This window comes from Pseudomonas zeae, assembly GCF_014268485.2.
In the GTDB taxonomy this organism is placed as follows: Bacteria; Pseudomonadota; Gammaproteobacteria; order Pseudomonadales; family Pseudomonadaceae; genus Aquipseudomonas; species Aquipseudomonas neuropathica.
Genome location: NZ_CP077090.1, coordinates 4,106,658 through 4,131,808 on the forward strand (window position 1 = coordinate 4,106,658; position 25,151 = coordinate 4,131,808).

Sequence of the window (25,151 nt, forward strand, 5' to 3'; positions counted from 1 at the left end):
GCTTTTTGTGGGAGCCGAGCTTGCTCGCGAAGGCGGCATGTCAGTCACATTACTTTCCACTGATAGACCGTCTTCGCGAGCAGGCTCAGCGCTCACAAAGATTGTTGTTTTCGGGGAATCAGAGACCACCCATCAACAGGTATTTGATCTCCAGATAGTCATCCAGACCGTACTTCGAACCTTCGCGGCCGAGGCCCGATTCCTTGATTCCGCCGAACGGTGCCACTTCCGTGGAGATGATCCCTTCGTTGATCCCGACCATGCCCGCCTCCAGGCCTTCAGCCATACGCCAGACCCGGCCGATGTCGCGGCTGTAGAAATACGCCGACAACCCGAAAGGCGTGTCATTGGCGCGTTCCAGCACTTCGGCCTCGTCCTTGAAGCGGAAGCACGCTGCCACCGGACCGAAGATTTCGTCCTGGGCAATCAGCATGTCGCCGTTGACCTCAGTGAGGATGGTCGGCTCGTAGAACGTGCCGCCCAAGGCGTGACGACGACCGCCACACAACAATGTCGCGCCCTTCTCCAGGGCATCGCTGACATGGCTTTCCACCTTGGCCAGCGCCGCGCTGTTGATCAGTGGACCTTGTTCGGTATCACCGTCCAGTGCACTGCCGACGCGCATCGCTGCCACCGCTTCCGCAAGCTTGCCGGTGAAGGCTTCGTAGACGCCGTCCTGAATAAAGAAGCGATTCACGCACACGCAAGTCTGCCCGGTGTTGCGGAATTTCGAGGCCATTGCGCCTTTGACTGCGGCATCCAGATCGGCATCGTCAAAGACAATGAACGGCGCATTGCCACCCAGTTCCAGCGAGACCTTTTTCAAGGTGTCGGCGGCCTGACGCATGAGCAACTTGCCGGTGCGAGTAGAGCCGGTGAAGGACAATTTGCGCACGATGCTCGATGCCTGCAGCGCGCCACCGATGGCGACGGCATCGCCGGACACAATGTTGAAGACACCAGCCGGAATCCCCGCCTGCTCGGCCAACACGGCCAAGGCAAAGGCCGACAGCGGCGTCTCTTCCGATGGTTTGAGAATCATCGTGCAACCCGCCGCCAGCGCCGGCCCGACCTTGCGAGTGACCATCGCCAACGGGAAATTCCACGGGGTGATCGCCGCGACCACACCAATGGCTTCCTTGACCACGATGATTCGCGCATCGGCCTTGTGGCTCGGGATCACATCGCCGTAGGCCCGCTTGGCTTCCTCGCCGAACCACTCAAGAAAACTCGCCGCGTAAACCACTTCACCCATGGCCTCGGCCAGCGGCTTGCCTTGTTCACGACTGAGCAGCGTGGCCAGATCCTTCTGGTTGGCGAGCATCAATTCGCTCCAGCGCTTGAGGCGTTGACTGCGTTCCTTCGCGGTCAATTTGCGCCACGCCGGCAGTGCGCGGTGGGCGGCGTCGATGGCCAGGCTGGTCGCTTCGGCGCCAGCCTTCTGCACCTCAGTGATCAGCTCGCCGTTGGCCGGGTTGCGCACCGGATAGGTCGCGCCGCCCTGCCCCCACTGGCCATCGATGAAGTTGCCGTGACGGATCAAATCGCTCATGCCACCGCTCCCTGCAGAGTGAAACGCTCAAGCCCCGGACGCGCCGAGCGGAGGATGCGTTTGCCGGCGGTGTAATCGTTGATCACGTCGCACGGGGTGTAATTGCGTTCCAGTTCATGCAATTCATCAGCGTCGAGCCTGGTTTCAAGTGCGGCCAATGCGCTGTCGAATTGCGCGGTGGTATCGGCGCCGACCAGCATGCAATCAACGCCCGGATGGTTCGCCACCCAAGCCTGGGCGATCTGCGCATTCGACACACCGCGAGCACGGGCTACGCGCTGCACCGAGTGGGCGATTTCGAACGAGGCTTCGTCGCTGTACATCTGCTGAGTGAAAAAGTCGGTCTGGTTGCGGGTCGACTGCACGTCACCGGTCAACAGACCACGCGCCAAAGGACTGAACACCGATACGCCGATGCCCTGATCGCGACAGAACGGAATCATTTCGCGCTCTTCTTCGCGGTAAGCGCAGTTCAGTTGCAGCTGCATGTTGATCGGTTTGACCCAACCATTGCGCTCGCAGGCCATGAGGATCTTCGCCAGTTGCCCGGTGAGCATGGTCGAAACGCCGATGTAACGGGCCTTGCCGGAGCGCACGATGTCATTCAAGGCGCCCATGGTTTCTTCGACCGGGGTGTTCACATCGAAGTAATGCAGCATGAAGACGTCGACGTAATCCATGTCCAGACGCTTCAGCGAGGCGTCGATGCTGTCCATGATGTGTTTGCGCGAATGACCGCTGGCATTGATGCCGCTGCGGGTGCCGTAACCGACTTTGGTGGTGATCACCAGGTCTTCGCGACGGGCCAGACGCTTGACGATGCGACCCACCACCTCTTCGCCGACACCGGCGGAATAGAAGTCGGCGAGGTCAATGAAGTTCACGCCGTTGTCCAGTGCGTGCGCGACGATCGGCTCGCTCTGCTTTTCATTGAAGATCCACGGTTTCCAGTCCGGCGTGCCCATGTTCATGGTGCCCAGGCACAGACGCGAAACCTGCAGGCCGGAGTTGCCCAAACGGATGTATTGCATGGCGTCGACCTCAGGCTTTTGGCGTGTAGAAAGGATTGCTGATGTGCGCAACGACGTCTTTCAGTTGCGCGGTTTCCGGCTTGCCGGTCAGTGCCGCGCGGATCGCGGTGCGGCAGGCGTTGTAGTTGTTCAGGTACACCGCATCGAGGTCGTCGCACGCCGGGTTGACCCAATTGGCGGTGACGATTGCCCATTCGTCTTCGGCTTCCGGCGGCAGCGTGCCGTCGAGCAGCGCTTCGAGCACGGCTTTGGCGATCCCGGCCTGCGAGGCACCCCACGTGGCGTTGCCGTGCAGGTCGCTGCTGATCGCGGCTTTATTCACGTACAAGGTCATCGGTTTGACCGGGATGTTCGGCTGCGCAATCACCATGAACGGGCAGTGCCCTTGGCTCGGCGACGCGAGGCTGTTGGCGAACGCCTGCCCGGCCGGGCCGTTACGCGGGCCGATCAGAATATTGATGTGCGCGGCGTTCACGCCCGGGCCTTCGAAACCTTCACCGATATACAGGTCGAGTTCTTTCATCAGTCATTACTCTTGTGCGATACGAGGGATGTTCGATAGCTCACGCGCACCTGATAGCGAGCGTGTTCAATAACGGGCGGAGGGAGAGTCGGCGGGATAAAGGGGACATGGCTGCAAACGCTCTCTGGTTGTTATTGATGAGCTGTGTTTGCGATTTTTTAACACCGGGACTGGAGCCGGCCGTAACCATTAAAAATCATGGGGCAATGAGTTTTAGTCATAGCCCTTCTCGCGGGCAAAAAAAACCCGCTCAGAGAGCGGGATGGTTGAAGGCGATGCGTCCGGATTGGCCATTGATGGCCGGCGCTCGATGCACACCGCCTGCAGGCGTGGTTACAGGCAGTCACGCACCGATTGGCGCAACGACCCGGACTTGGCCCACGGCGGCCCCTGATACAACGAAACCCGGCTGCCATCCTTGTACTTGACGATGTCGAGGATCTCGTCCGCCGTGATGATGCTTGGCGCCGTGATGCGGTAGCCGTTGGAAATCGATGTCTGCGAAGTCTTGGCCACATCCTTCTGCCACAACGGTAATAAACACGCAGCATAGTCCTTGGGCGACTTGGCGCTGGTTTTGCTGATATTCGGCTCACCCGGCACCAGCGATGCCGGCAACGAGCAACCTGCCAACAGGGTCAACGCCAGACTCCCGATCCATATCCGCATGGTGTATTCCTGATCTGAAAAAAGTGAATGTAGCGTGTAAGCGGCGCTACATCCATCGTGGCACCGCGCCCTTGGCGCAATCTGCACAACTTTTCACAACCGTTCAGCGTGCTGACGAACAGGCTTTGCCCATCGACGAAAAATGCGACTACTCTTTTCTACCGAGAATGTTCTGGAGGTGATCATGCGGCTCAATGAATATGAACACGAACTTCAACGCGACCTGCAAAGCGTTGCATCGGACTTGAGATGGTCGGCGGTCGACCTCAAACGTATCGCAGAACAACTGCGCAAATCCGGCAACGAGGCAGATGCGCAAAGCGTGCTGAGATCCTGTGAGGTGCTGCAAAGCGATGAGGAACGGCTGCAACTCTATGCCAAGGAAGTGAAAGCCCGCGCCATCAGCCGGACCAAGGTCCACTGAGACCCACCCACCTACCTCAAACAAAAGCCCCGACACATGCCGGGGCTCTTTCGTTACGGCCTGCCTGTCAGTGGGTTTTGTGACTTTGCGCGCGCGCCGAGCGTTTTTTGTAGCCAGGCAACGCAGCGGCATAGGCCAGTGCTTCCTCCCTGCTGCCAAACGACGCCAGCCGATCGCCCTGAGTGCAAACCCGCCATGGGCCATTGTTCACGCTAAGCACGTCATAGCCGTTCATGTGCATCTTGATCAACATCGGCATGCTCATGGACACCTCCATTTTCGCTAACGGTCAGATCCAGCTTCACGCTTTTACCTTACACCCTGATCCGCCCGAAATGCCGACCGAATGTCGCAAGCCGCGACCATCATGGCGCGGGCACTTTACGCTGCAGCCAACGCTCCAAATCCAAATGAAACCTTTGTTGCTGGCCCCGGCTCAAATATTGCAGTTTTATTACTATTTCGTGACAAGCAATAAACAGGTAACAGATGAAAGTACGCGCAACCGTTATATGCGAACAGGATCGCCACGTTCTCCTGGTACGCAAACCCCGCTGCCGCTGGACATTGCCCGGCGGCAAGGTCGAGCCCGGGGAAACCCGAGCGCAGGCTGCCGTACGTGAACTGCAAGAAGAAACCGGCCTGGACGCCGACGATGTGTTGTATTTAATGGAATTGCAGAGCGGCAGCACACAGCATCATGTCTACGAGGTCTCCGTGCTGGACTTCGAACAGGTGCGGCCGCAGAACGAGATCATTGATTGCATCTGGCATCCGCTGGACGCAGTGCGCAATCTGCACACCAGTGAGGCGACATTGCGCATTGTTGAAGCGTTTCGACGACGTTTATGAGGCGTTAACCAGCAAAGGCCCGGCGACCGGCGCTCATTTCGGTGCGTAACTCACCGATGAAGTTGGAAATGTCACGGATCGTGACGAGGTGTTCCGGGGAAACGCCAGTGAGCAGCAATTCGACACGCCCGCTGTCCGGCTCATAAACCTTGATTTGCAGCAGTCCCTGCGCACTCGGAATGCAGTCACACTTGAACGCAGGAAAGCCGGATTCGACAATCCGGCAAATATCGTCAATGGCAAGCATGAGTGCACGCCTCGCAGGCGTTGGTCGGTCGACTCGTTGAGCATAGATGAGCCATTTGTGGCTTGCCCGATACAAAATGCCAACCCGATCACAACAATCCACCTCGCCCTCAGTGTGTGTCGTGATCCCAGATCCAGTTCCACATCCCCGGCAAATTTACCGGCTCCGAACTTTTTTCCACCGTACGGGCCAATGCGGCTTTCTCAAGTTCAGCGTGATCATCGTAGAAAGGCTTGTCCGCCAGCTTCACGCCCGTGGCAGCGGCGCTATCGAGCAGAATCTGCAGGTATTCGCGCGTGTGCCGCGCGGAATAGCGATTCAGATCATGAAACGTCACTACTACCGGAATCACCCCGTCAACGGTCGGAAATTCGCCAAGGGCAATCCGTTCACGAACTTCTGATAATTGTCGCAGCATGTTTGCCCGACGCCTCGGGCTGGCATTGAAGCCCCAGATCTTGCCATCGTTGGCACTTAAATCCGTGAGCAACACATGCAAATCATGCTGTTGATAAGCGGCAAAGGTACGTTTGTCGTAATTCCAGAACGGCGGGCGCAGCAACTTCGGCGGCGCGCCAGTGATGGCAGCGATATCAGCCGTGCCGTTGGTCAGCGACTCTTCGAGTTCTTGCGGATCGAGCAAGCGATGATTGGTGTGCCAGTGGGTGGCCGTGTGAAACGCCAGTATGTGGCCTTCCTCATACTCACGCCGCATGATGCCGCGACCGATGTCACTGTTGCCCGCTCGCGGTGCCCGCGTCTGCACGAAGAACACCGCTTTGATATTCGGCATCAGCGAATTGTCCTTGAGGCTGTCGAGCACCCTCGCCGACGGATTCCAGAAACTGGATGCGCTGGGGCCGTCATCGAACGTCAACAGGAAGCGCACCGGTGCCTGAGTTTTCAGGCGCGTTTCGGTTTGCGCGGTCATTTCTATCGGGGCGGCGATACAACCGGCCAGCCCGAGGACGATGAGCGCTGCACAGAGAAGCTTGAATCCGGATGTCATGTTTTGCCTTGAGCACGGCGGCTGCCGTCATGTTGTCGATTGGCAAAACTCCCTCGCCCTTATCCATCCTTGCGCCCCGATCTGCGAGCGGAGGTTGGATAAGGTACACAGGGTTTGGTTCCGGCGCTCGCTCAGTGAGCCAATGCCTGTTGAAAAGACGTGTCGATAATCCCTGCCGTGGCCAACGGGGCCGGCAGCGCTTTCACGTTGAACAGGAAATCAGCGGTACTTTGCAGGTCTGAAGCCGCCTGCTCGTCTACAGGTCCCACAGTCATGTGCGCCTGACGCAACCAGTGGCGCGACACCTGCTGATCGAGATTGGCTTTCTTCGCCCACAGATCGGCGTATTCATCCGTGTGGCTGTCGACCCAGGCCCGCGCCTGCTTCAAGCGCCCGAGAAAATCCGCTATGGCTGCATGTTTGCTGTCGATGGACGGTGTCGACGCCGCGATAGCACTGAGGCCCGGCATCAGATTCTTGGCGGTCAGGATCGGCCGCGCGCCGGAAAATACGATCTGCTGGGAAATGTACGGTTCCCATACCGGGAAAGCGTCGATGCTGCCCTGTGGAAGGGCTGCGGCGGCATCGATCGGCATCAGTTTGACGAAATCGACGTAGTTTTCCGGCAGACCGCCCTGCTCCAGGGCGCGCAAGGTCAACTGCTGGCTCCAGGCACCGGGCCAATAAGCGACTTTCTTGCCCTTCAGATCAGCGATGGTTTTTACCGGCGAGTCCTTCGGCACGAGTAACGCGATGGTGTCCGGATTCTGCCGCGATACGCCAATCAGTTTCACCGGCGCCTGCTTGGCAGCCAGAAACAGAAAACCGGAATCGCCCAGAAAGCCCAGATCCAGCGAACCGGTTTGCAAGGCTTCCGCCAAGGGTGCAGCGGCCTGGAAGTGCTTCCAGTCGACGGTATAAGGCGCGTCTTTCAACACGCCGGACGCCTCCACCGAGGCACGGATGTTGTAGTAGTTCTGATCACCGACGTGCAGGACCAAGGGCTCGGCTGCGTAGGAAAGTGGCGAGGTAAATAATGCAGTGATTAACGCACTGCGGAGGAAACGAGAAAGCTTCATGGCGAGTCCTGCGAAAGTAATTGCATAGACCATAACGCTGTTGATTCAAGGTTTTGAAATTCGATAAATGCATAAGCTCCTCACGGTTGATACTTGCTGTTTGCTTGCCAACAGTAGCGAATCACACTGTTTCCCCCGCAACAGCTGAAATCCTGCACCTGGCGTTAAAACCCTTATAAACCGGCGCTCTCAAGCACATGGCACAGAGCCTGCAATATTCCATTCATGCAGGAAGCATTCGATAAAAATATCTTTTTGGACATAAGAAACCTGTGCCTTTGCCGGAGCGCTCCATGACATCGTTCTTTCCTTATTTCAAAACACTGCTGGCCGCCAGCGCCGTGATGCTGAGTCTGCAACCGTTCGCCCACGCGACTGAGACCGCGCCGGCGGAAGTGCATCTCGACTACGCCTATTACTCGCCGGTCAGTCTTGTGCTCAAGCACTTCGGCTTCCTCGAAAAGGCCTTGCCGCAAACCAGAGTCAGTTGGGTATTGAGCCAGGGCAGCAACCGTTCGCTGGAATACCTGAACAGTGGCGGCGTGGATTTCGCTTCCAGCGCCAGCCTGGCGGCCGTACTGAGTCGGGCCAATGGCAGCCCGATCAAATCCGTTTACGTCTACAGCCGCGCCGAATGGACAGCGCTGGTGGTGCGCAAGGATTCGCCATATCAGACCGTCGCCGACCTCAAGGGCAAAAAAATCGCCGCCACAAAGGGCACCGATCCGTATCTGTTTACCCTGCGCAGCCTGCAACAGGCCGGACTCAAAAAAGATGAGGTGGAACTGGTTCATCTACAACATCCAGATGGCCGCACCGCGCTAGAAAAAGGCGATGTCGACGCCTGGGCCGGCCTTGATCCCCACATGGCCGCCAGTCAGGTTCAGACCGGTTCGCGCCTGCTCTACCGCAACCCGGCGTTCAACAGCTACGGCGTGGTCAGCGTCACTGAGCAATACGCCAAAGACCATCCGCAGACCATAGACACCGTGATCAAAGCCTACGAACAGGCCCGCGACTGGGCGCTGAAAAATCCTGATGAGTTCGCCGCCCTCCTCGCCAAGGAGTCCGGCTTGCCGCTGGACGTAGCCAAGCTGCAACTATCGCGCACCGACCTGAGCAGCCCGCAACTGACCCAACAGGACATCAGCGCCTCCAAGGCTGCGGCGCCGATTCTGGTCTCTGAGGAACTGGTGCGCCGTGGGGTGAATGTCGATCAAGTCATCGACCAACTGCTCGACAGCGGTGTACAGCAAGCCGTCGCCCGCCAGTAACCGATCAGCCTCAGGACAAATCCGCGCCCGTCGCGGATTTGTTGTGAGCGGAGCCAAAAACCATGACCACTCACAGCAAAGACTTGCCCGCGCCACTTGCCGTACCGCGCCAGCGTCCTGCGCGTTTAAATCCGGCATGGCAGCGCCGCTGCAAGGGCCTGGCCCTGCCGCTGCTGATCATCGTTGCGCTGGAAATTATCGTACGCATCGGGTGGCTGCCGTCCTACCAGATGCCGACACCGAGCGAGATTGCCCTGACCCTCACCGACCTCGCTGAGGGTGCGCTGTGGAAACACATCGGCGCCAGCCTGATTCGCGTGCTGCTGGGCTTTGCCATTGGCGCCAGTCTGGCGCTGGTGTTTGCCGCCTGGGTCGGTTTGAGCCGCGAAGCCGAGGCCTATCTGGAACCAACTTTCGCCGCCCTGCGTTCAATCCCGAGCCTGGCCTGGGTGCCGCTGCTGCTGTTGTGGCTGGGCATCGACGAGACCTCGAAAATTGTCTTGATCGCCATTGGTGCGTTCTTTCCGGTGTACGTCAACGTCGTCGCGGCCATTCGCAACATTGATCGCAAACTGGTGGAAGTCGGCCGCATCTATGGCTTCAGCCGCTTGCAACTGGTGCGACGAATATTGCTGCCGGCCGCCCTGCCCGGCCTGTTCACCGGGTTGCGCAGCGGCATGAGTCTGGCGTGGATGTTTCTGGTGGCAGCGGAGTTGATCGCGGCCACCAAAGGCTTGGGTTATCTGCTCAGTGACGGCCGGGAAACTTCGCGGCCGGACATCGTGCTGGCCGCAATCATCGTGCTCGCCTTGCTCGGTAAACTCAGCGATGGCTTGCTGGCCATGCTCGAACGCCGCTGGTTGAACTGGCGTGACACATTCACCGGCCAAGGCGCCAGCGACTAAGCTGAAATCTCCAACCGGAGATTCAGCCGATGTGCGGAAGACTCTCGCAGTACCGTGGCATTCACGACTTCGTCGCTGTGCTGAGCATTCCCGACGCGTTGATCAATCACGTCGGCGATGCACCGCTCGACCGCTACAACGCCGCGCCGACTACCGCGCTGGCCGTCCTGCACCAACAAGGGCAACAGCTGCAGGCCGACAATCTGCGCTGGGGCTGGCGCCCGCACTGGGCCAAGGATCGCCCACCACCGATCAATGCCCGGGTCGAGAAAGTCGCCCATGGCCCGTTCTTCCGGACGATCTGGCGACATCGCTTGATTGTGCCCGTGGACAACTGGTTTGAATGGGTCGACACCGAAGACAAAACCCGACAACCGTGGCTGATTCGTCGGGCAGATCATGGGGCGGTTTTCTGCGCTGCCATCGGCCAATTTCCGACAGCCGAAACAGCGGCCCGAGACGACGACGGTTTCGTGATCATCACCGCCGATTCCGCCGGCGGAATGCTCGATATCCACGATCGCCGACCAGTGGTGTTCCGCACAGAGTTGGTGCACGAATGGCTCGACCCCGCGACACCCGTTGAACGCGCCGAGCAAATGCTGTTGTTCGAAGGTGAAGGCAGTGAAGTGTTCGAATGGTACAAAGTCGGCAAAGCGGTCGGTAACGCACGCAATCAGGGGGCCAGTTTGATTATTGAGCAGACTTAAACATTTGCCGCCTTGACGCGTCTATCAATGTAGGAGCTGTCGAAGGCTGCGATCTTTTGACGCAGCGTTAGAAGAATAAAATTATTGCAACCTTCAGCGACTCATAAAGGCGAATCACTGCCGTTACAAACTCTGTTTCATCTTTGAAACGCTGCAAATAAAACACACGTTCGAATGAACAAACCGCCTGTCTGACATTTCAACCGTCATACATACATTTAGATGCACTACGGCTAGCATGCGCGCCGCCTTTCCGATTGGTATACCAGTTGACCAAAGAGTCAACAAACCAGGAATCCCCATAACGTCTACAAGCCTTGCAGAGAAATAAGTTGCGCGACGATTTTGCAATCAAACAGGTCAGCGGCCTGGAGTGTATTTATCTGTCCATGACAGAACGCTTTGAACTCGACTGTTTTATCGGCCACTACATCAAGACCCGAAACCTGCGTGCCGTTCCCGATATCGAACGCATCCTGCGCACCACCCTCGAAGGGTATCCCGGCCACGCGCCGGTGATGGTCAACGAGCTGAACGCATGGATCGACCGAACATTGGGATATCGGGCTTCACACCCCGATTTCACGCAGCTGGACGATCTCTGAACCCAAAAAAACCCCGCATGTGCGGGGCTTTTTCGTAAAAATCTTCAAAACTTGCGGTCTGGATCTGAAAGCTCTGTGGATTCATCGCGCTTCCAGGTCTGTTCGTTGTGTTTCTCCCGCTCTATTTCTTCTTGGGTCGGTTCATCCGTGTCTTGGTCATCCGCCTCTGGCTGCTTTGGCTCAGTCGTCATGTACACCTCCCGTCATCAGTTACCCGTCATCCTTAAAGCGTAGAACAGTTTCAAACGTACAACTTACAACCACCACCGCAGCAAAAAGAAGAACGCCATGCTCAACAACATACTGAGCAAAGTACTGCGCGTGTAAATCACCAGAACGATCGCCACCAGCGAACTAAGCAGGTACGGATTGTCCCACTGCAGATTCAGCTGCTTGTCCGGCATGAAGACAATCGGCCCGCAGATCGCGGTGAGCATCCCGGGTACTGCAAAACCGAGAAACTGCCGCGCATTGCTACTCAAGCGCACCGGCAAACGCGGTTCAAGAAACACGTAGCGATTGAGAAACACCAGAATCCCCATGCCGAAAATCACCGCCCAAACCATCATGTGCGCTCCCGATACAGCTTGTTGCAGATAAACCCTGCGGTCATTCCTGCCAACCCCGACAACACCAGGGCCGAGCCCCATTGCCAGTAACTGAACAGCACCGAACAAAACAGCGACACTGCCACGCAAACCACTGTCGGCACGTTGCGCACCACCGGTGTAATCAGGGCAATGAAGGTGGCGGCAATCGAGAAGTCCAGCCCCAGGTGCTCAAGCCCCGGAATGCTGCTGCCGAGGACAATGCCGGCCAGGGTGAACAGATTCCACGCGATGTAAAACGTCAGGCCGACACCCAGCGCATACCAGCGGTTGAACTGCTGGCGATCATGTTGACTGGTCAGTGCAAACAACTCGTCGGTGAGCAAAAAGCCCAGCCCGATGCGCCAGCGCCCCGGCAGTGGCGAAATCACCGAACGCATGCTCATGCCATACAGCAAGTGCTGTGAAGTCAGCAGCAGCGTGGTCAACAGAATCGAAAAAATCCCCGCGCCGCCCTTGAGCATGCCGATCGCGACCAATTGCGCCGCGCCGGCAAACACAATGCTCGACAAGCCCTGCCCTTGCAGCGGTGTGAGGTTGGCCTCGATCGCCATCGAGCCGGCCAACAGTCCCCACGGCGCGGTGGCCAGAGACAACGGCATGATCGCCACAGCGCCGCGAAGGAACGCACTGCGCGGCATAAGTGAGTCAGACATATCGCTCTTCAACAGTGGAAACAGCAGCAGACTCTGCCAGCAAATCCCCTTGTCCGGCTTGAACAATCTTGCGCAATTGCGCTAAATCGCGCCGACTGTGGACGGCCATCGGCGTACCATGTGAGCCATTCACAACCGCGTCAGGGAGACGACATGCTGTACCGAATCGCAGCCGACGGGCTGGTGCTGTTTCATTTGTCCTTCATTCTGTTTGTGCTGTTTGGCGGGCTGCTGGTCCTCAAATGGCCACGTTTGATGTGGCTGCATTTGCCGGCTGCGGCCTGGGGCGTGGCGGTCGAGGTGCTGCACCTGACCTGCCCGCTGACCTACTGGGAAAACCTCATGCGCCACGCCGCCGGGCAGACCGAATACGCCGGCGGCTTCATCGAGCATTACATCTGGCCGATCATCTACCCCGCCGGGCTCACCCCGCAGATTCAACTGGCGCTCGGCAGCGTGGTGCTGGCGATCAACCTGCTGGTGTATGGCCGTTTAATACGCTCATGGAAACTGCGTCGAGCCGTGTAATCAACGCGAAGTCTTCAAGGCTTCCAGCCAGACCGGATCCAGGCGCGTCTGCTCGGTATCGAGTCCCAGCGCCTGCATCCGCGCCTTGTGCGTTTCAACTTCCCGCCACAGTTGCCCGTGATCACTGGAGTTGCCGTCCAGTTCGTGCATTTGCGTCAAGCCGAGATGGTAAAAGCGCAGAACCTTCATGGCCGTCGGATCATTCTGCTCCACGGCTGCAGTTACTTGGTGCATGACGTTGGTGATGCTCATCAGACTGCGCTTGAGCCGCCAGCTGTACACCGCTGGCGCCATCCAGCTCTGATTCCAGAAGCGCCCGCGCAGTAACGCTGCGGTCAGCAGAAACGCCACAAACACGCCGCCGACATTGAAGCGCAGGTTATCGCCGCCAGGCTCGCCGAACAGCGCCACCGCCACGCTGGAAAACAACATCGCCAGCACCAGGAACAGCACGGCGATGATGATCGTGCTGCGGCGGGTCTGCTGGCGAAAAGTGGCGGCATCCATCGGCTGAATCTCGAACATCACAAATGACTTCCTTGAGCGACAAAAGGGCTAACTGAAAAAACCGGCCGGCGCATTATCGCCTCTACCGCGGATTTAGCTATGCTGGGGCTCCTTTTCATCTTTTCAGCGTCCAACGGGGACATGGCGGTACAGCGCAGATCGTGCCATCTTCATTCATGGATACACACTATTCGGATGCCATCGCCTAGTCTTGAGATGACATCGTTTTAAGGATCATTGCATGACCCAACGACACGTAATCAATGCCTCGGTCAGCCCGAAAGGCAGCCTGGAAACCCTTTCTCAACGTGAAGTTCAGCAACTGAGCGAAGCCGGATCCGGCAGCACCTACACCCTCTTCCGCCAGTGCGCCCTGGCCATCCTCAACACCGGCGCCCATGTCGATAACGCCAAGACCATCCTCGAAGCCTACAAGGACTTCGAAATCCGCATTCACCAACAGGATCGCGGCGTACGCCTGGAGCTGCTGAACGCTCCGGCCGACGCCTTCGTTGACGGCGAAATGATCGCCAGCACCCGCGAAATGTTGTTCAGCGCCCTGCGCGACATCGTCTACACCGAAAACGAACTCGACAGCCAACGCATCGACCTGAGCACCTCGCAAGGCATCAGTGATTACGTCTTCCACCTGCTGCGCAATGCGCGCACGTTGCGTCCGGGTGTCGAGCCGAAAATCGTCGTGTGCTGGGGCGGCCACTCGATCAACACCGAAGAATACAAATACACCAAGAAAGTCGGCCACGAACTGGGCCTGCGCAGCCTCGACATCTGCACCGGCTGCGGCCCCGGCGTGATGAAAGGCCCGATGAAAGGCGCGACCATTGCCCATGCCAAACAGCGTATTCATGGCGGTCGTTACCTGGGTTTGACCGAGCCAGGCATCATCGCTGCCGAAGCGCCGAACCCGATCGTCAACGAGCTGGTGATCCTGCCGGACATCGAGAAACGTCTGGAAGCCTTCGTGCGCGTTGGCCACGGCATCATCATCTTCCCGGGCGGCGCCGGTACGGCTGAAGAGTTCCTCTACCTGTTGGGCATCCTGATGCATCCGGACAACAAGGGGCTGCCGTTCCCGGTGATCCTCACCGGGCCGAAACATGCCGCGCCGTATCTGGAACAACTCGACGCCTTCGTCATCGCCACTCTCGGCGAAGCGGCCAAGCAGCACTACGAAATCATCATCGACGACCCGGCCGAAGTGGCGCGGCAGATGACTCAGGGCCTGAAAGCGGTGAAGCAATTCCGCCGCGAGCGTAACGATGCGTTCCACTTCAACTGGCTGCTGAAAATCGACGAAGGCTTCCAGCGCCCGTTCGATCCGACCCACGAAAACATGGCCAACCTCAAACTGCACCGCGACCAGCCACCGCACGAACTCGCGGCCAACCTGCGTCGGGCGTTCTCGGGCATTGTCGCCGGTAACGTCAAGGACAAGGGCATTCGCCTGATCGAAGAACACGGGCCGTACCAGATCCGTGGTGACGCGGCGATCATGCAACCGCTCGATGCGCTGCTCAAAGCCTTCGTCGCCCAGCACCGGATGAAACTGCCGGGTGGCGCGGCGTATGTGCCGTGTTATCGAGTGGTGGCGTAACCTTTAAGCCATCACACAATCCATGTGGGAGCTGGCTTGCCAGCGATAGCGGTCTTCCAGTCAACAGAGATGTTGAATCAGATGACCCCTTCGCGAGCAAGCTCGCTCCCACAGGTTCTGTGGCGTGGCACAAATGGTATTTGCAACCTGAATCCCCTGTGGGAGCGAGCTTGCTCGCGAAGGGGCCCGAAAGAACACCATCAACCTTATCCCACCAACCGCGCCGCCAACGCCTTGGCCTGCAACGCCACATCCGTCACCGCCGTACTCTCCCACCACATCCCGCGCAATGGCGGCCCCATGGCAAATAACCGGTCAGCGGCACATCCCTCGGCATCCAGCACCGCGCCATCCACGGCCGCTGCGATTCCCAACGCCAACGGCCCCGGCTGCACCAAACCCCGCGCCAACAACTGCTGCGGCAACGGTCGCGTTACCCGGCGCCAGTTGTACTCGATGCCACTGGAGTTGATCAACGCGGCGCCCTGCACCACGCAGGTTTGCGACTCACCGCGACGCCGAGCGCGAATACTCACGCCACCTTCCACATTCGGCTCCAGCCCCTTGAAAGACGCCGCCTGAATCCGCAATCGCCCTTCTTTGTGCAACCGTTCAACCAGCGCCGCACTCAGCGGCGGCGAACGGTGATGGTGGCTTTCCCACCACGGCCGCACATGGCGTACGAATTGTCGACGCTGCGTGTCAGTCGCCTGGCTCCATAAGCGAGCGATGTGCACGCGAACCGTGTCCAGCGGCGCTTGCCAATCGATGCCTTGTGCGATGGCTGCCTGGCATTGCTGGCGTAATTCGCGCAACAGCTGCCGAGGCGTGCACAGGCTGTGATCGTCGCCAAGAAAATCCACCCAGGCCGGCGGTTGTCGGCGCACATGGGGCAACAAACCATGGCGGGAAAACACTTCGATCGGCCCGCGATGCCCGGCTTGCTCCAGTGACACCACGGCATCGACCATGGTCAGGCCAGAGCCGATGATCAACACGGTCGATTGCGGGTCGAGTTGACGCATGGCCGCGACATCCCACGGATCGAGCGCGGCGGCGTTGAGGCCGCTGGAGGTTGTCTGCGGGGTTCGCGCGGCCGGGAACATTCCAGTCGCCAGGACCGCGTAGCCACCGCGCAGTGCCTGACCATTGCTCAGTGTGAGCTGCACCGAATCGGCCTCGACCTGCAGATCGACGACTTCCGCGCGAAGGTGTTCAACGCTTGAGCCATTTCTCGCACCGACAAGGCGCGCTTCGGCCAGGCGCTGCTGCACATAGACCCCGAACAATCCACGCGGCGGAAACAGTTCACTGATCGGCACCTTCTGCTCGGCAGACTCCGGCCAGCCGCCAGCGGTAATGTGCTCGGTGAGCCACTGCGTCAGATCATCAGGATTATCCGGATCAACACTCATGCGCGCGGCGTTGCCGTTGAGCGCGTGACCCAACTCGATCGCACTGTACGCTTCGCCCCGCCCCAGTTCGGCGCGTGGCTCGATGATCAGGATTTTTAGCTGGCCTGGCAGCCTCAGCAATTGCACCGCGAGCATCGTACCGCTGAGGCCGCCGCCGATGATCAGGATATCCGCGTTGCTCTGATGAGTTATTGCCTGTTCGCTGAGTACTTCGCTCATACCACTCGCTCGCTACCAAAATGGCCGACCACTGCTGCCATTACATCAAATGAAAAATGCGCAACTCGGGTCAGCAAACAACCGCGTGAAGAATATCTATAGAAAAAAGTATTTTTTCTATCCCATAACGAAAAAAAATGCCCGACCGATACGAGCCGGTCGAGCATTTCAACTTCTCGTGTTTTTATCAGTGAAGGATACGGTAAAGGGTTTTTTCAGAAATGAATTCGTTTATACCACCCGCAAAGTATGTGTACTGGAAAACCAAGGGTTCTGAACTCCCTGCAAAATCGATCAGCCACTCCCGCGGCAGGGTGAATTCATACACTCGATCAACAACTGGACCAAGCTCAATGTAGTCAGTCTTCATGTTTCCAACCAGAATCTGAATGCCATCGCCATCATCTTCAATTGGTTGCTTGGGAATAATGGCAGTCGGGCCATTGGGAATATCCTTCATGGATATAAAGCCTTCCTTTGCCTCTTTAACTCGAAGTGCTTCAGGCAATGCAGTTGATAAGTCCCGCATATCAAAACTCCTTTTGATGATTCAAAGAAACTTGAGCCGGCAAGGAAGATATCCGTGCCGGGAGCGAATAACGTTTGCATCCGCCAAGCCATCAAATGCTGGAAGGGTCAGTTCGTCTACTGTCAGAAATTACAGGTAACCACGATTTACCGACGAACGGTCATATGACCACATTGCGCACAAACCGCACCTCAACATCGCCATCATTGCGATAGGAGTGCGGCTGGTTACTGGCAAACATAAAAAACTCACCTGTACCGATGTGCTGCGGCTGGTCGCCGAGCATCAGGGTCAGGCAACCTGCAAAGACGAAAATCTGCTCGCTCCAGCCCTCGGCATCCGCTTGCGAGGGGTAGACCTCGCCGGGTTGCAGGCACCATTCCCATTGCTCGACTTCGCGGGTCGCCGTGGCTTTGGAGAGCAGCACCGCTTTGCTGCCCGGGTGAGTGCCCGCCCAGGCCACCTCGTTGATGCGGCTCGGATCACGGGCATCCGGCGCCTGGATCAGATCGCTGAACGCGACATCGAGCGCTTCGGCGACGCGATCAAGGGTGGTCAGACTGACATTCTTCTCGCCCGCCTCGATCGCCACCAGCATTCGCCGACTGACACCGGATTTTTCTGCCAGCGCGGTCTGACTCAGGTCGGCGGCATGCCGCAGACGCCGGACGTTCTGGCTGACGTGTTGCAGGACGGATGCCCTTTGCATTGAATCTTTGTGCACTATATTGCTCACTCGGTGAGGTTGGGCAGTATACTGCGCAACGTTGGGCGCATTGTGCGGCCTCCTTTTTATAGTGCGCAAGGTCATGACGTCGCAGAACAGCTCCCCCACTCCCCTCCGTTTCTCTCGTTTCAGCAAAGCCGAGTGCGTGCTGGTGCTGATTACCATGGTCTGGGGCGGCACGTTCCTGCTGGTGCAGCACGCGATGACGGTCAGCGGCCCGATGTTTTTTGTCGGCCTGCGTTTTGCGGCAGCGGCTTGTATCGTTGCGCTGTTCTCATGGCGTCATCTACGCGAACTGACCCTGTTCGAACTCAAGGCCGGCGCCTTTATTGGCGTGGCGATCATGCTTGGTTACGGCTTGCAGACGGTCGGGCTGCAAACCATTCCGAGTAGTCAGTCGGCGTTCATTACTGCGTTGTATGTGCCGTTCGTGCCGTTGCTGCAATGGCTGGTGCTCGGGCGTCGTCCGGGCTTGATGCCGAGCATCGGGATCATGCTGGCGTTTACCGGGTTGATGTTGTTGTCGGGGCCGTCCGGGGCTGCGCTGAATTTCAGTCCGGGCGAGATCGCCACGCTGATCAGTGCGATCGCGATTGCCGCTGAAATCATTTTGATCAGTACCTACGCCGGCCAGGTGGATGTGCGTCGGGTGACCGTTGTGCAACTGGCAACCACTTCCGTGCTGTCATTCCTGCTGGTGGTGCCGACCGGGGAAATGATTCCGGACTTTTCCTGGACCCTACTGGTGACTGCGCTGGGGTTGGGCGCGGCGAGTGCGGCGATTCAGGTGGCGATGAACTGGGCGCAGAAGAGTGTTTCGCCAACCCGGGCGACGTTGATCTATGCGGGTGAGCCGGTGTGGGCCGGGATTGTTGGGCGAATTGCTGGCGAGCGCTTGCCGGCGATTGCGCTGGTGGGCGCGGGGTTGATTGTGGCGGCGGTGATTGTCAGTGAGTTGAAGACCAAGGGTAAGGTTGCAGAAGCCGAAGCTGAGCTGGAGCGGGAAACCCAAGGTTAATCTGCAATATCTTTAGTGCCTGGACTATAGCTATCGCGAGCAGGCTCACTCCTACACTTGAAATGCGTTCCCCCCTGTAGGAATGAGCCTGCTCGCGATGAGGCCATTCCAAGCAACATCGATCTACCTGAAACAATGCCAAACAGAAAATTCCAGACTACTTTGTAGGATTCTGAGACATCCTGGCGTTTGGTGATCGGGGAGCTGGCACGTATGATGCTTCACAAACTTCCGCAGATTAGAAGCCTATGTCCCTGATAGTTCTACTGCTTCTGCCATTCATTGGCAGCTGTCTGGCAGCGGTGCTGCCACACAATGCGCGTAATACCGAATCCCTGCTGGCAGGTCTGGTCGCTCTGATCGGCACCGTCCAGGTCGCGATGCTGTACCCGCAAATTGCCCACGGCGGCGTCATTCGCGAAGAGTTCATGTGGCTGCCCAGCCTCGGTTTGAACTTCGTTCTACGCATGGACGGTTTCGCCTGGCTGTTCTCGATGTTGGTACTCGGCATCGGCACGCTGGTTTCTCTGTATGCCCGTTATTACATGTCGCCGGACGATCCGGTGCCGCGTTTCTTCGCGTTTTTTCTGGCGTTCATGGGCGCCATGCTCGGCCTGGTCATCTCCGGCAATCTGATTCAGATCGTGTTTTTCTGGGAGCTGACCAGCCTCTTCTCGTTCCTGTTGATCGGCTACTGGCACCACCGCGCCGACGCCCGTCGCGGCGCTTATATGGCGTTGATGGTCACCGGTGCCGGCGGGTTATGCCTGCTGGCGGGGGTCATGATTCTCGGCCATGTCGTCGGCAGCTATGACCTCGACAAGGTCCTGGCCGCCGGCGACATGATTCGCGCACATTCCCTCTACCCTATCCTCCTTCCCCTTATTCTCATTGGCGCCCTCAGCAAAAGTGCGCAGTTTCCTTTCCACTTCTGGCTGCCGCACGCAATGGCGGCGCCGACACCGGTTTCGGCCTATCTGCATTCGGCCACCATGGTCAAGGCCGGGGTTTTCCTGCTTGCGCGTCTGTGGCCGTCGCTGTCCGGCAGCGAAGAATGGTTCTACATCGTCAGCGGCGCTGGTGCGTGTACGCTGTTGCTCGGCGCCTATTGCGCGATGTTCCAGAACGATCTCAAAGGTCTGCTGGCTTACTCGACCATCAGCCACCTCGGCCTGATCACGCTGTTGTTGGGTCTCAATAGCCCGTTGGCCGCTGTGGCGGCGGTATTCCACATCCTCAATCACGCGACATTCAAAGCCTCGCTGTTCATGGCCGCGGGCATCATCGACCATGAAAGCGGTACTCGCGATATCCGCAAACTCAGCGGCCTGATCAAACTGATTCCCTTCACAGCGACGCTGGCCATGGTTGCCAGCGCCTCGATGGCAGGTGTGCCGCTGCTTAATGGCTTCCTGTCGAAAGAGATGTTCTTCGCCGAAACCGTGTTCATCAATGCCACGGCCTGGGTCGAAGCGGCGCTGCCGATAGTCGCGACCATCGCCGGTACATTCAGCGTTGCCTACTCGTTGCGTTTCACCGTCGATGTGTTCTTCGGCCCACCGGCCACCGACCTGCCGCACACACCGCACGAACCGCCGCGCTGGATGCGTGCGCCGGTAGAGCTTTTGGTATTCACCTGCTTGCTGGTGGGGATTTTCCCGGCGCAGATCGTCGGCCCATTGCTCGCGGCGGCGGCATTGCCAGTGGTTGGCGGCACACTGCCGGAATACAGCCTGGCGATCTGGCACGGTCTGAACGCACCGATGATCATGAGCCTGATTGCCATGTCCGGCGGCATCATCGTCTATCTGTTGCTGCGCAATCAGCTCAAGCGCGGGCGTTTCAAATATCCGCCACTGGTGGGCCGCTTCAACGGCAAGCGCCTGTTCGAGCGCAGCCTCGTGGTGATGATGCGCCTGGCCCGACGCCTGGAGCGGCGCCTCGGCACCAAGCGTCTGCAGATGCAATTGTTCCTGATGGTATTGGCGGCGGTGCTCGCCGGTCTGATCCCGATGTTGCACAGCAGCCTGAGCTGGGGCGACCGGCCGAAAATTCCCGGCTCGATCGTCTTCGTGACCCTGTGGTTGCTGGCCATCGCCTGCGCCCTCGGCGCCGCGTGGCAAGCCAAGTATCACCGTCTCGCCGCCCTGACCATGGTCAGCGTCTGCGGGTTGATGACCTGCGTGACCTTCGTCTGGTTCTCCGCACCGGATCTGGCCCTGACGCAATTGGCAGTGGAAGTGGTCACCACCGTACTGATTCTACTCGGCCTGCGCTGGTTGCCACGCCGCATCGAAGAAGTCTCGCCACTGCCGAGCAGCCTGCGCAAAGCACGCATTCGTCGTCTGCGCGACTTGCTATTGTCGATTGCCGTCGGCGGTGGCATGGCGCTGCTGTCCTACGCGATGCTGACGCGGCAAACACCGAACGACATCTCCTCGTTCTACCTCAGCCGCGCCATGCCCGAGGGCGGCGGCAGCAACGTGGTCAACGTGATGCTGGTGGATTTCCGTGGCTTCGACACCCTCGGCGAAATCACCGTGCTGGTTGCCGTGGCGCTGACCGTGTTCGCCCTGCTGCGGCGCTTCCGCCCACCGAAAGAAAGCCTGCAATTGCCAGCTCAGCAACGCCTGCTCGCGCCGGACGTGGTCACCGATTTGGTCAACCCGCGTTCCGCCAGCGATACCGCGCTCGGCTTCATGATGGTGCCGGCAGTGCTGGTGCGTCTGCTGCTGCCGATTGCGCTGGTGGTGTCGTTCTACCTGTTCATGCGCGGGCACAACCAGCCGGGCGGCGGTTTCGTCGCCGGTCTGGTGATGTCGGTGGCGTTCATCCTGCAATACATGGTCGCCGGCACCCAGTGGGTCGAGGCGCAAATGAGCCTGCGGCCGTTGCGCTGGATGGGCACCGGATTGCTATTCGCCACCGCTACAGGTCTGGGCGCGATGCTGGTCGGTTATCCGTTCCTGACCACGCACACCTGGCATTTCAGCTTGCCAGTGCTAGGTGACATCCATGTCGCCAGCGCGTTGTTCTTCGACATTGGCGTGTACGGCGTGGTGGTCGGTTCGACGCTGTTGATCCTCACCGCCCTCGCCCACCAATCGGTGCGGGGTCACAAGACCGCATCGCTGCCCAAGTCCGTCGCCAGCAAAGGAGCCGTCTGATGGAAGAAGTCATCGCAATCGCCATCGGCGTGCTCGCCGCCTCCGGCGTCTGGCTGATCCTGCGGCCACGGACATTCCAGGTGGTCATGGGCCTGTGCCTGCTGTCGTATGGCGTCAACCTGTTCATCTTCAGCATGGGCAGCCTGTTCATCGGCAAGGAGCCGGTGATCAAGGACGGTGTCACCCAGGATTTGTTGCACTACACCGACCCGCTGCCACAGGCACTGGTACTCACCGCGATCGTCATCAGTTTCGCCATGACCGCGTTGTTCCTCGTCGTTCTGCTCGCCTCGCGCGGCCTGACCGGCACCGACCACGTCGACGGCCGGGAGCCTAAAGAATGATGGCGATGACTCACCTGATCGCCGCACCGATCCTACTACCGCTGCTGACCGCCGCGATCATGCTGATGCTCGGCGAGCGGCACCGGCCGCTGAAGGCGAAAATCAACCTGTTCTCCAGCCTCGTCGGCCTGTTCATTTCGGTGCTGTTGCTGCACTGGACACAAACCACGGGGGTGCCCGGCTCCATCGGAGTTTACCTGCCGGGCAACTGGCAGGCGCCGTTCGGCATTGTGCTGGTGGTTGATCGCCTGTCAGCGCTGATGCTGGTGCTGACCGGAATCATCGGCGTCAGCGCCCTGCTGTTTGCCATGGCCCGTTGGGACGGCGCCGGTTCAAGCTTCCACGCGCTGTTCCAGATTCAGTTGATGGGCCTGTACGGTGCGTTCCTGACGGCGGACCTGTTCAACCTGTTCGTATTCTTCGAAGTGTTGCTCGCCGCGTCTTATGGCCTGTTGCTGCACGGCTCGGGTCGGGCACGGGTCTCGTCGGGGTTGCATTACATCTCGATCAATCTGCTGGCCTCGTCGCTGTTTCTGATTGGCGCGGCCCTGATCTACGGTGTCACCGGCACGCTGAACATGGCCGATCTGGCGCTGAAGATTCCACTGGTGCCGGAAGCCGACCGTGGCCTGCTGCACGCCGGAGCGGGGATTCTCGCCGTCGCCTTCCTGGCCAAGGCCGGCATGTGGCCGCTGAACTTCTGGCTGGTGCCAGCCTATTCCTCGGCCAGTGCACCGGTGGCGGCGATGTTCGCGATCATGACCAAGGTCGGCGTGTACACGTTGCTACGCCTGTGGACGTTGCTGTTTTCCGGGCAGGCCGGAGCCTCGGCATTCTTTGGTGGCGACTGGCTGATCTACGGTGGTATGGCGACCATGGCCTGCGCGGCGCTGGCGATCCTGGCCGCGCAACGGCTGGAGCGCATGGCCAGCCTGAGCATTCTGGTGTCGGCGGGAATTCTGTTATCGGCCGTCGGTTTCGCCCAGCCGAACCTGATCGGCGCGGCGCTGTTTTATCTGGTCAGCTCGACCCTGGCGCTGAGTGCACTGTTCCTGCTGGCAGAACTGATCGAACGCTCCCGTTCGGCCAACGAGATCCCGCTGGAAGACGAAAGCGAATTGCTGCCACGTCCACAGGAATCCCTGCAACCGCCCAAAGGCATCAACCTCGATGACGAGCAGAAAGCCGTGGTCGGCCAGGTTATCCCGTGGACCATGGCGTTTCTCGGCCTGAGCTTCATCGCCTGCGCTTTGCTGATTATCGGCATGCCGCCGCTGTCCGGATTTATCGGCAAACTCAGCCTGATCGGCGCCTTGCTCAATCCGCTAGGCCTGGGCACTGGCGCGCCGATATCCAACGCGGCCTGGGCGTTACTGGCGTTGCTGATCCTCACCGGGCTGACGTCGTTGATGGCGTTCTCGCGCCTCGGCATCCAGCGCTTCTGGACGCCCGAAGAGCGGCCGTCACCACTGCTGCGCAAACTCGAATGCGCGCCGATCTTCCTGTTGTTGGGGCTGAGCATCGTCCTGACTTTCAAGGCTGAACCCCTGTTGCGTTACACCCAGGCCACCGCTGAGGCACTGAACAATCCGCAGCAATACGTGATGGCGGTGCTCGGCACCCGCGCCGTACCGAGTCCGGAAGCCAAATCGGCGATGCTGGAGGTGCAGCCATGAATCGTGTGTTTCCTGCACCGCTGTTGTCGCTGGCGCTGTGCGCCCTGTGGCTGACCCTGAACCTGTCGATCAGCCCGGGCAATCTGCTGCTCGGCGCAATATTGGGTTTTGCTGCACCGTTGATGATGCGCAAACTGCGTCCGAAACAGGTACGCATTCGCCGTCCGGGAACGATTCTGCGTTTGTTCCTGCTCGTCGGTCGTGACGTGGTGATGTCCAACCTGATCGTCGCGTGGGGCGTGCTCAATGCCGGTCGCCGCCCTCCGCGCTCGGGTTTTGTCAAAGTCCCGCTGGACCTGCGCGATGCTCACGGCCTCGCAACGCTGGCGATGATCTGCACGGTGGTGCCCGGCACGGTATGGTCAGAGCTGGCGCTGGATCGCAGCATTCTGTTGTTGCACGTCTGGGATCTGGATGACGAAGCGCAGTTCATCGAGCACTTCAAGAGCACCTACGAGCGGCCGCTGATGGAGATTTTCGAATGAGCCCATTACTGTCGAACGCGATCCTGCTGACGCTGTTCCTGTTCTCGCTGGCGATGGTGCTGACCCTGGTGCGCCTGTTCAAAGGCCCGTCGGCGCAAGATCGGGTCTTGGCGCTGGACTACCTGTACATCGTCGCGATGCTGATGATGCTGACCCTGGGCATTCGGTATTCCAGTGACACTTACTTCGAAGCGGCGCTGCTGATTGCGCTGTTCGGCTTCGTCGGCTCGTTTGCCCTGGCGAAATTCCTGCTGCGTGGCGAGGTGATCGAATGAATGCTGAATTGTCGCTATGGATCGAGATTCCAGTGGCGATCCTGCTGGTGCTCAGCGGCCTGTTTGCGCTGATCGGTGCGATCGGATTATTGCGTATGAAGGATTTCTTCCAGCGCATGCATCCGCCGGCACTGGCTTCGACGCTAGGCGCATGGTGTGTGGCGCTGGCGTCGATCATCTGTTTTTCGGCTCTGAAGTCCGGGCCGGTCATACATGCCTGGCTGATTCCGGTTTTGCTGGCGATTACTGTGCCGGTGACTACTTTGTTGCTGGCGCGGGCGGCGTTGTTCCGCAAGCGCATGGCTGGGGATGATGTGCCGGCAGAGGTCAGTAGCCGCTGGACTGAAAGCGGTAGCTAGTCCAGAGCTTTCGGTGTCTGGACTAGCCCCTTCGCGAGCAGGCTCGCTCCCACAGGGTTTTGGGTGAAATCACATATCTGTGAATACCCACAATCACTGTGGGAGCGAGCCTGCTCGCGAAGGGGCCACCCAGGTCATCACAA

General features: G+C 58.9%; 30 protein-coding genes. 15 read left to right on the top strand and 15 right to left on the bottom strand.

Annotated features, from left to right (window positions below):
- Window positions 1-118: 118 nt before the first annotated feature.
- The 4 genes from HU754_RS17885 to HU754_RS17900 form a co-directional block, all read right to left on the bottom strand.
- On the bottom strand, window positions 119-1,552 hold the full coding sequence (locus tag HU754_RS17885) for an NAD-dependent succinate-semialdehyde dehydrogenase (protein ID WP_186623577.1): 1,434 nt from the start codon (window positions 1,550-1,552) through the stop codon (window positions 119-121).
- A complete protein-coding gene (locus tag HU754_RS17890) occupies window positions 1,549-2,583 on the bottom strand; it encodes an aldo/keto reductase (RefSeq protein ID WP_093437404.1) in 1,035 nt (344 codons plus the stop codon). The genes HU754_RS17885 and HU754_RS17890 overlap by 4 nt, the downstream gene beginning before the upstream one ends.
- A 10-nt stretch (window positions 2,584-2,593) precedes the next feature.
- Window positions 2,594-3,106, bottom strand: a complete 513-nt coding sequence (fae, locus tag HU754_RS17895) for a formaldehyde-activating enzyme (RefSeq protein WP_093437400.1) — start codon at window positions 3,104-3,106, stop codon at window positions 2,594-2,596.
- 333 nt (window positions 3,107-3,439) lie between these two features.
- Window positions 3,440-3,775 (bottom strand): hypothetical protein, encoded by a 336-nt coding sequence (locus HU754_RS17900; protein ID WP_186623575.1) that lies wholly within the window; start codon window positions 3,773-3,775, stop codon window positions 3,440-3,442.
- A 184-nt stretch (window positions 3,776-3,959) separates the two neighbouring features.
- Here HU754_RS17900 and HU754_RS17905 point away from each other — a divergent pair, with 184 nt between their 5' ends.
- The gene (locus HU754_RS17905; RefSeq protein ID WP_016983018.1) at window positions 3,960-4,199 is read left to right on the top strand and encodes a hypothetical protein; all 240 of its coding nucleotides are present in this window, start codon (window positions 3,960-3,962) and stop codon (window positions 4,197-4,199) included.
- 67 nt (window positions 4,200-4,266) lie between these two features.
- On the opposite strand, the gene HU754_RS17910 is transcribed toward HU754_RS17905, so the two are convergent.
- Window positions 4,267-4,464 carry a DUF2188 domain-containing protein gene (locus tag HU754_RS17910; RefSeq protein WP_116255438.1) on the bottom strand — a complete coding sequence of 66 codons (198 nt, stop codon included), beginning with the start codon at window positions 4,462-4,464 and terminating at the stop codon, window positions 4,267-4,269.
- Between the two features lie 224 nt (window positions 4,465-4,688).
- Between HU754_RS17910 and HU754_RS17915 the strand changes: the two genes are divergently transcribed.
- The gene (locus HU754_RS17915) at window positions 4,689-5,051 is read left to right on the top strand and encodes an NUDIX hydrolase (RefSeq protein WP_093437386.1); all 363 of its coding nucleotides are present in this window, start codon (window positions 4,689-4,691) and stop codon (window positions 5,049-5,051) included.
- A 4-nt stretch (window positions 5,052-5,055) separates the two neighbouring features.
- On the opposite strand, the gene HU754_RS17920 is transcribed toward HU754_RS17915, so the two are convergent.
- From HU754_RS17920 to HU754_RS17930, 3 genes are all read right to left on the bottom strand, one after another.
- The gene (locus tag HU754_RS17920) at window positions 5,056-5,298 is read right to left on the bottom strand and encodes a DUF1652 domain-containing protein (protein ID WP_093437383.1); all 243 of its coding nucleotides are present in this window, start codon (window positions 5,296-5,298) and stop codon (window positions 5,056-5,058) included.
- A 109-nt stretch (window positions 5,299-5,407) separates the two neighbouring features.
- Entirely contained in the window at window positions 5,408-6,307 is a 900-nt protein-coding gene (locus HU754_RS17925) for a polysaccharide deacetylase family protein (protein WP_186623573.1), read from the bottom strand.
- Between the two features lie 131 nt (window positions 6,308-6,438).
- The gene (locus tag HU754_RS17930; protein WP_186623571.1) at window positions 6,439-7,386 is read right to left on the bottom strand and encodes an ABC transporter substrate-binding protein; all 948 of its coding nucleotides are present in this window, start codon (window positions 7,384-7,386) and stop codon (window positions 6,439-6,441) included.
- A gap of 293 nt (window positions 7,387-7,679) precedes the next feature.
- Between HU754_RS17930 and HU754_RS17935 the strand changes: the two genes are divergently transcribed.
- From HU754_RS17935 to HU754_RS17950, 4 genes are all read left to right on the top strand, one after another.
- Window positions 7,680-8,660: an aliphatic sulfonate ABC transporter substrate-binding protein gene (locus tag HU754_RS17935; RefSeq protein ID WP_186623569.1), complete on the top strand. Its 981-nt coding sequence runs from the start codon at window positions 7,680-7,682 to the stop codon at window positions 8,658-8,660.
- A 62-nt stretch (window positions 8,661-8,722) separates the two neighbouring features.
- Complete coding sequence (locus HU754_RS17940; protein ID WP_186623567.1) at window positions 8,723-9,565, top strand: ABC transporter permease; 843 nt, start codon at window positions 8,723-8,725, stop codon at window positions 9,563-9,565.
- A 29-nt stretch (window positions 9,566-9,594) separates the two neighbouring features.
- Window positions 9,595-10,275, top strand: coding sequence for an SOS response-associated peptidase (locus HU754_RS17945; protein WP_186623565.1), 681 nt, complete (start codon window positions 9,595-9,597; stop codon window positions 10,273-10,275).
- Between the two features lie 332 nt (window positions 10,276-10,607).
- A complete protein-coding gene (locus tag HU754_RS17950) occupies window positions 10,608-10,880 on the top strand; it encodes a hypothetical protein (RefSeq protein ID WP_093437355.1) in 273 nt (90 codons plus the stop codon).
- 44 nt (window positions 10,881-10,924) lie between these two features.
- Here HU754_RS17950 and HU754_RS17955 read toward each other — a convergent pair whose 3' ends face one another.
- From HU754_RS17955 to HU754_RS17965, 3 genes are all read right to left on the bottom strand, one after another.
- Window positions 10,925-11,071 carry a hypothetical protein gene (locus tag HU754_RS17955; RefSeq protein ID WP_177413101.1) on the bottom strand — a complete coding sequence of 49 codons (147 nt, stop codon included), beginning with the start codon at window positions 11,069-11,071 and terminating at the stop codon, window positions 10,925-10,927.
- A gap of 63 nt (window positions 11,072-11,134) precedes the next feature.
- Complete coding sequence (locus HU754_RS17960; RefSeq protein WP_186623640.1) at window positions 11,135-11,446, bottom strand: AzlD domain-containing protein; 312 nt, start codon at window positions 11,444-11,446, stop codon at window positions 11,135-11,137.
- A complete protein-coding gene (locus HU754_RS17965; protein WP_186623563.1) occupies window positions 11,446-12,144 on the bottom strand; it encodes an AzlC family ABC transporter permease in 699 nt (232 codons plus the stop codon). Before HU754_RS17965 ends, HU754_RS17960 begins: the two co-directional genes overlap by 1 nt.
- Window positions 12,145-12,297: 153 nt before the next feature.
- On the opposite strand from HU754_RS17965, the gene HU754_RS17970 reads away from it, so the two are divergent.
- Window positions 12,298-12,672 (top strand): DUF2784 domain-containing protein, encoded by a 375-nt coding sequence (locus tag HU754_RS17970; RefSeq protein ID WP_186623561.1) that lies wholly within the window; start codon window positions 12,298-12,300, stop codon window positions 12,670-12,672.
- Here HU754_RS17970 and HU754_RS17975 read toward each other — a convergent pair whose 3' ends face one another.
- A complete protein-coding gene (locus HU754_RS17975; RefSeq protein WP_186623559.1) occupies window positions 12,673-13,197 on the bottom strand; it encodes a DUF3087 domain-containing protein in 525 nt (174 codons plus the stop codon).
- Window positions 13,198-13,420: 223 nt separating this feature from the next.
- Here HU754_RS17975 and ppnN point away from each other — a divergent pair, with 223 nt between their 5' ends.
- Entirely contained in the window at window positions 13,421-14,794 is a 1,374-nt protein-coding gene (gene ppnN, locus HU754_RS17980) for a nucleotide 5'-monophosphate nucleosidase PpnN (protein WP_007910770.1), read from the top strand.
- Between the two features lie 206 nt (window positions 14,795-15,000).
- Here the strand turns inward: ppnN and HU754_RS17985 are convergent, their stop codons facing one another.
- The 3 genes from HU754_RS17985 to HU754_RS17995 all read right to left on the bottom strand — a co-directional run bounded on the left by HU754_RS17985 (window position 15,001) and on the right by HU754_RS17995 (window position 17,681).
- Window positions 15,001-16,428, bottom strand: a complete 1,428-nt coding sequence (locus tag HU754_RS17985; RefSeq protein ID WP_186623558.1) for an FAD/NAD(P)-binding protein — start codon at window positions 16,426-16,428, stop codon at window positions 15,001-15,003.
- Window positions 16,429-16,615: 187 nt separating this feature from the next.
- Complete coding sequence (locus HU754_RS17990) at window positions 16,616-16,957, bottom strand: hypothetical protein (protein ID WP_186623557.1); 342 nt, start codon at window positions 16,955-16,957, stop codon at window positions 16,616-16,618.
- A 160-nt stretch (window positions 16,958-17,117) separates the two neighbouring features.
- Window positions 17,118-17,681, bottom strand: a complete 564-nt coding sequence (locus HU754_RS17995) for a helix-turn-helix domain-containing protein (RefSeq protein WP_186623556.1) — start codon at window positions 17,679-17,681, stop codon at window positions 17,118-17,120.
- An 85-nt stretch (window positions 17,682-17,766) separates the two neighbouring features.
- On the opposite strand from HU754_RS17995, the gene HU754_RS18000 reads away from it, so the two are divergent.
- From HU754_RS18000 to HU754_RS18030, 7 genes are all read left to right on the top strand, one after another.
- Window positions 17,767-18,702, top strand: coding sequence for a DMT family transporter (locus HU754_RS18000; protein WP_186623555.1), 936 nt, complete (start codon window positions 17,767-17,769; stop codon window positions 18,700-18,702).
- A 248-nt stretch (window positions 18,703-18,950) separates the two neighbouring features.
- The gene (locus tag HU754_RS18005) at window positions 18,951-21,869 is read left to right on the top strand and encodes a monovalent cation/H+ antiporter subunit A (protein WP_093437315.1); all 2,919 of its coding nucleotides are present in this window, start codon (window positions 18,951-18,953) and stop codon (window positions 21,867-21,869) included.
- Window positions 21,869-22,213 carry a Na+/H+ antiporter subunit C gene (locus HU754_RS18010; protein ID WP_007910763.1) on the top strand — a complete coding sequence of 115 codons (345 nt, stop codon included), beginning with the start codon at window positions 21,869-21,871 and terminating at the stop codon, window positions 22,211-22,213. The genes HU754_RS18005 and HU754_RS18010 overlap by 1 nt, the downstream gene beginning before the upstream one ends.
- Entirely contained in the window at window positions 22,210-23,889 is a 1,680-nt protein-coding gene (locus HU754_RS18015; protein WP_093437311.1) for a monovalent cation/H+ antiporter subunit D, read from the top strand. The genes HU754_RS18010 and HU754_RS18015 overlap by 4 nt, the downstream gene beginning before the upstream one ends.
- The gene (locus HU754_RS18020) at window positions 23,886-24,374 is read left to right on the top strand and encodes a Na+/H+ antiporter subunit E (protein ID WP_186623554.1); all 489 of its coding nucleotides are present in this window, start codon (window positions 23,886-23,888) and stop codon (window positions 24,372-24,374) included. The genes HU754_RS18015 and HU754_RS18020 overlap by 4 nt, the downstream gene beginning before the upstream one ends.
- Window positions 24,371-24,649 carry a K+/H+ antiporter subunit F gene (locus tag HU754_RS18025; protein ID WP_007910754.1) on the top strand — a complete coding sequence of 93 codons (279 nt, stop codon included), beginning with the start codon at window positions 24,371-24,373 and terminating at the stop codon, window positions 24,647-24,649. Before HU754_RS18020 ends, HU754_RS18025 begins: the two co-directional genes overlap by 4 nt.
- Window positions 24,646-25,008 carry a Na+/H+ antiporter subunit G gene (locus HU754_RS18030; protein ID WP_186623553.1) on the top strand — a complete coding sequence of 121 codons (363 nt, stop codon included), beginning with the start codon at window positions 24,646-24,648 and terminating at the stop codon, window positions 25,006-25,008. The genes HU754_RS18025 and HU754_RS18030 overlap by 4 nt, the downstream gene beginning before the upstream one ends.
- The last annotated feature ends 143 nt before the right edge of the window (window positions 25,009-25,151 follow it).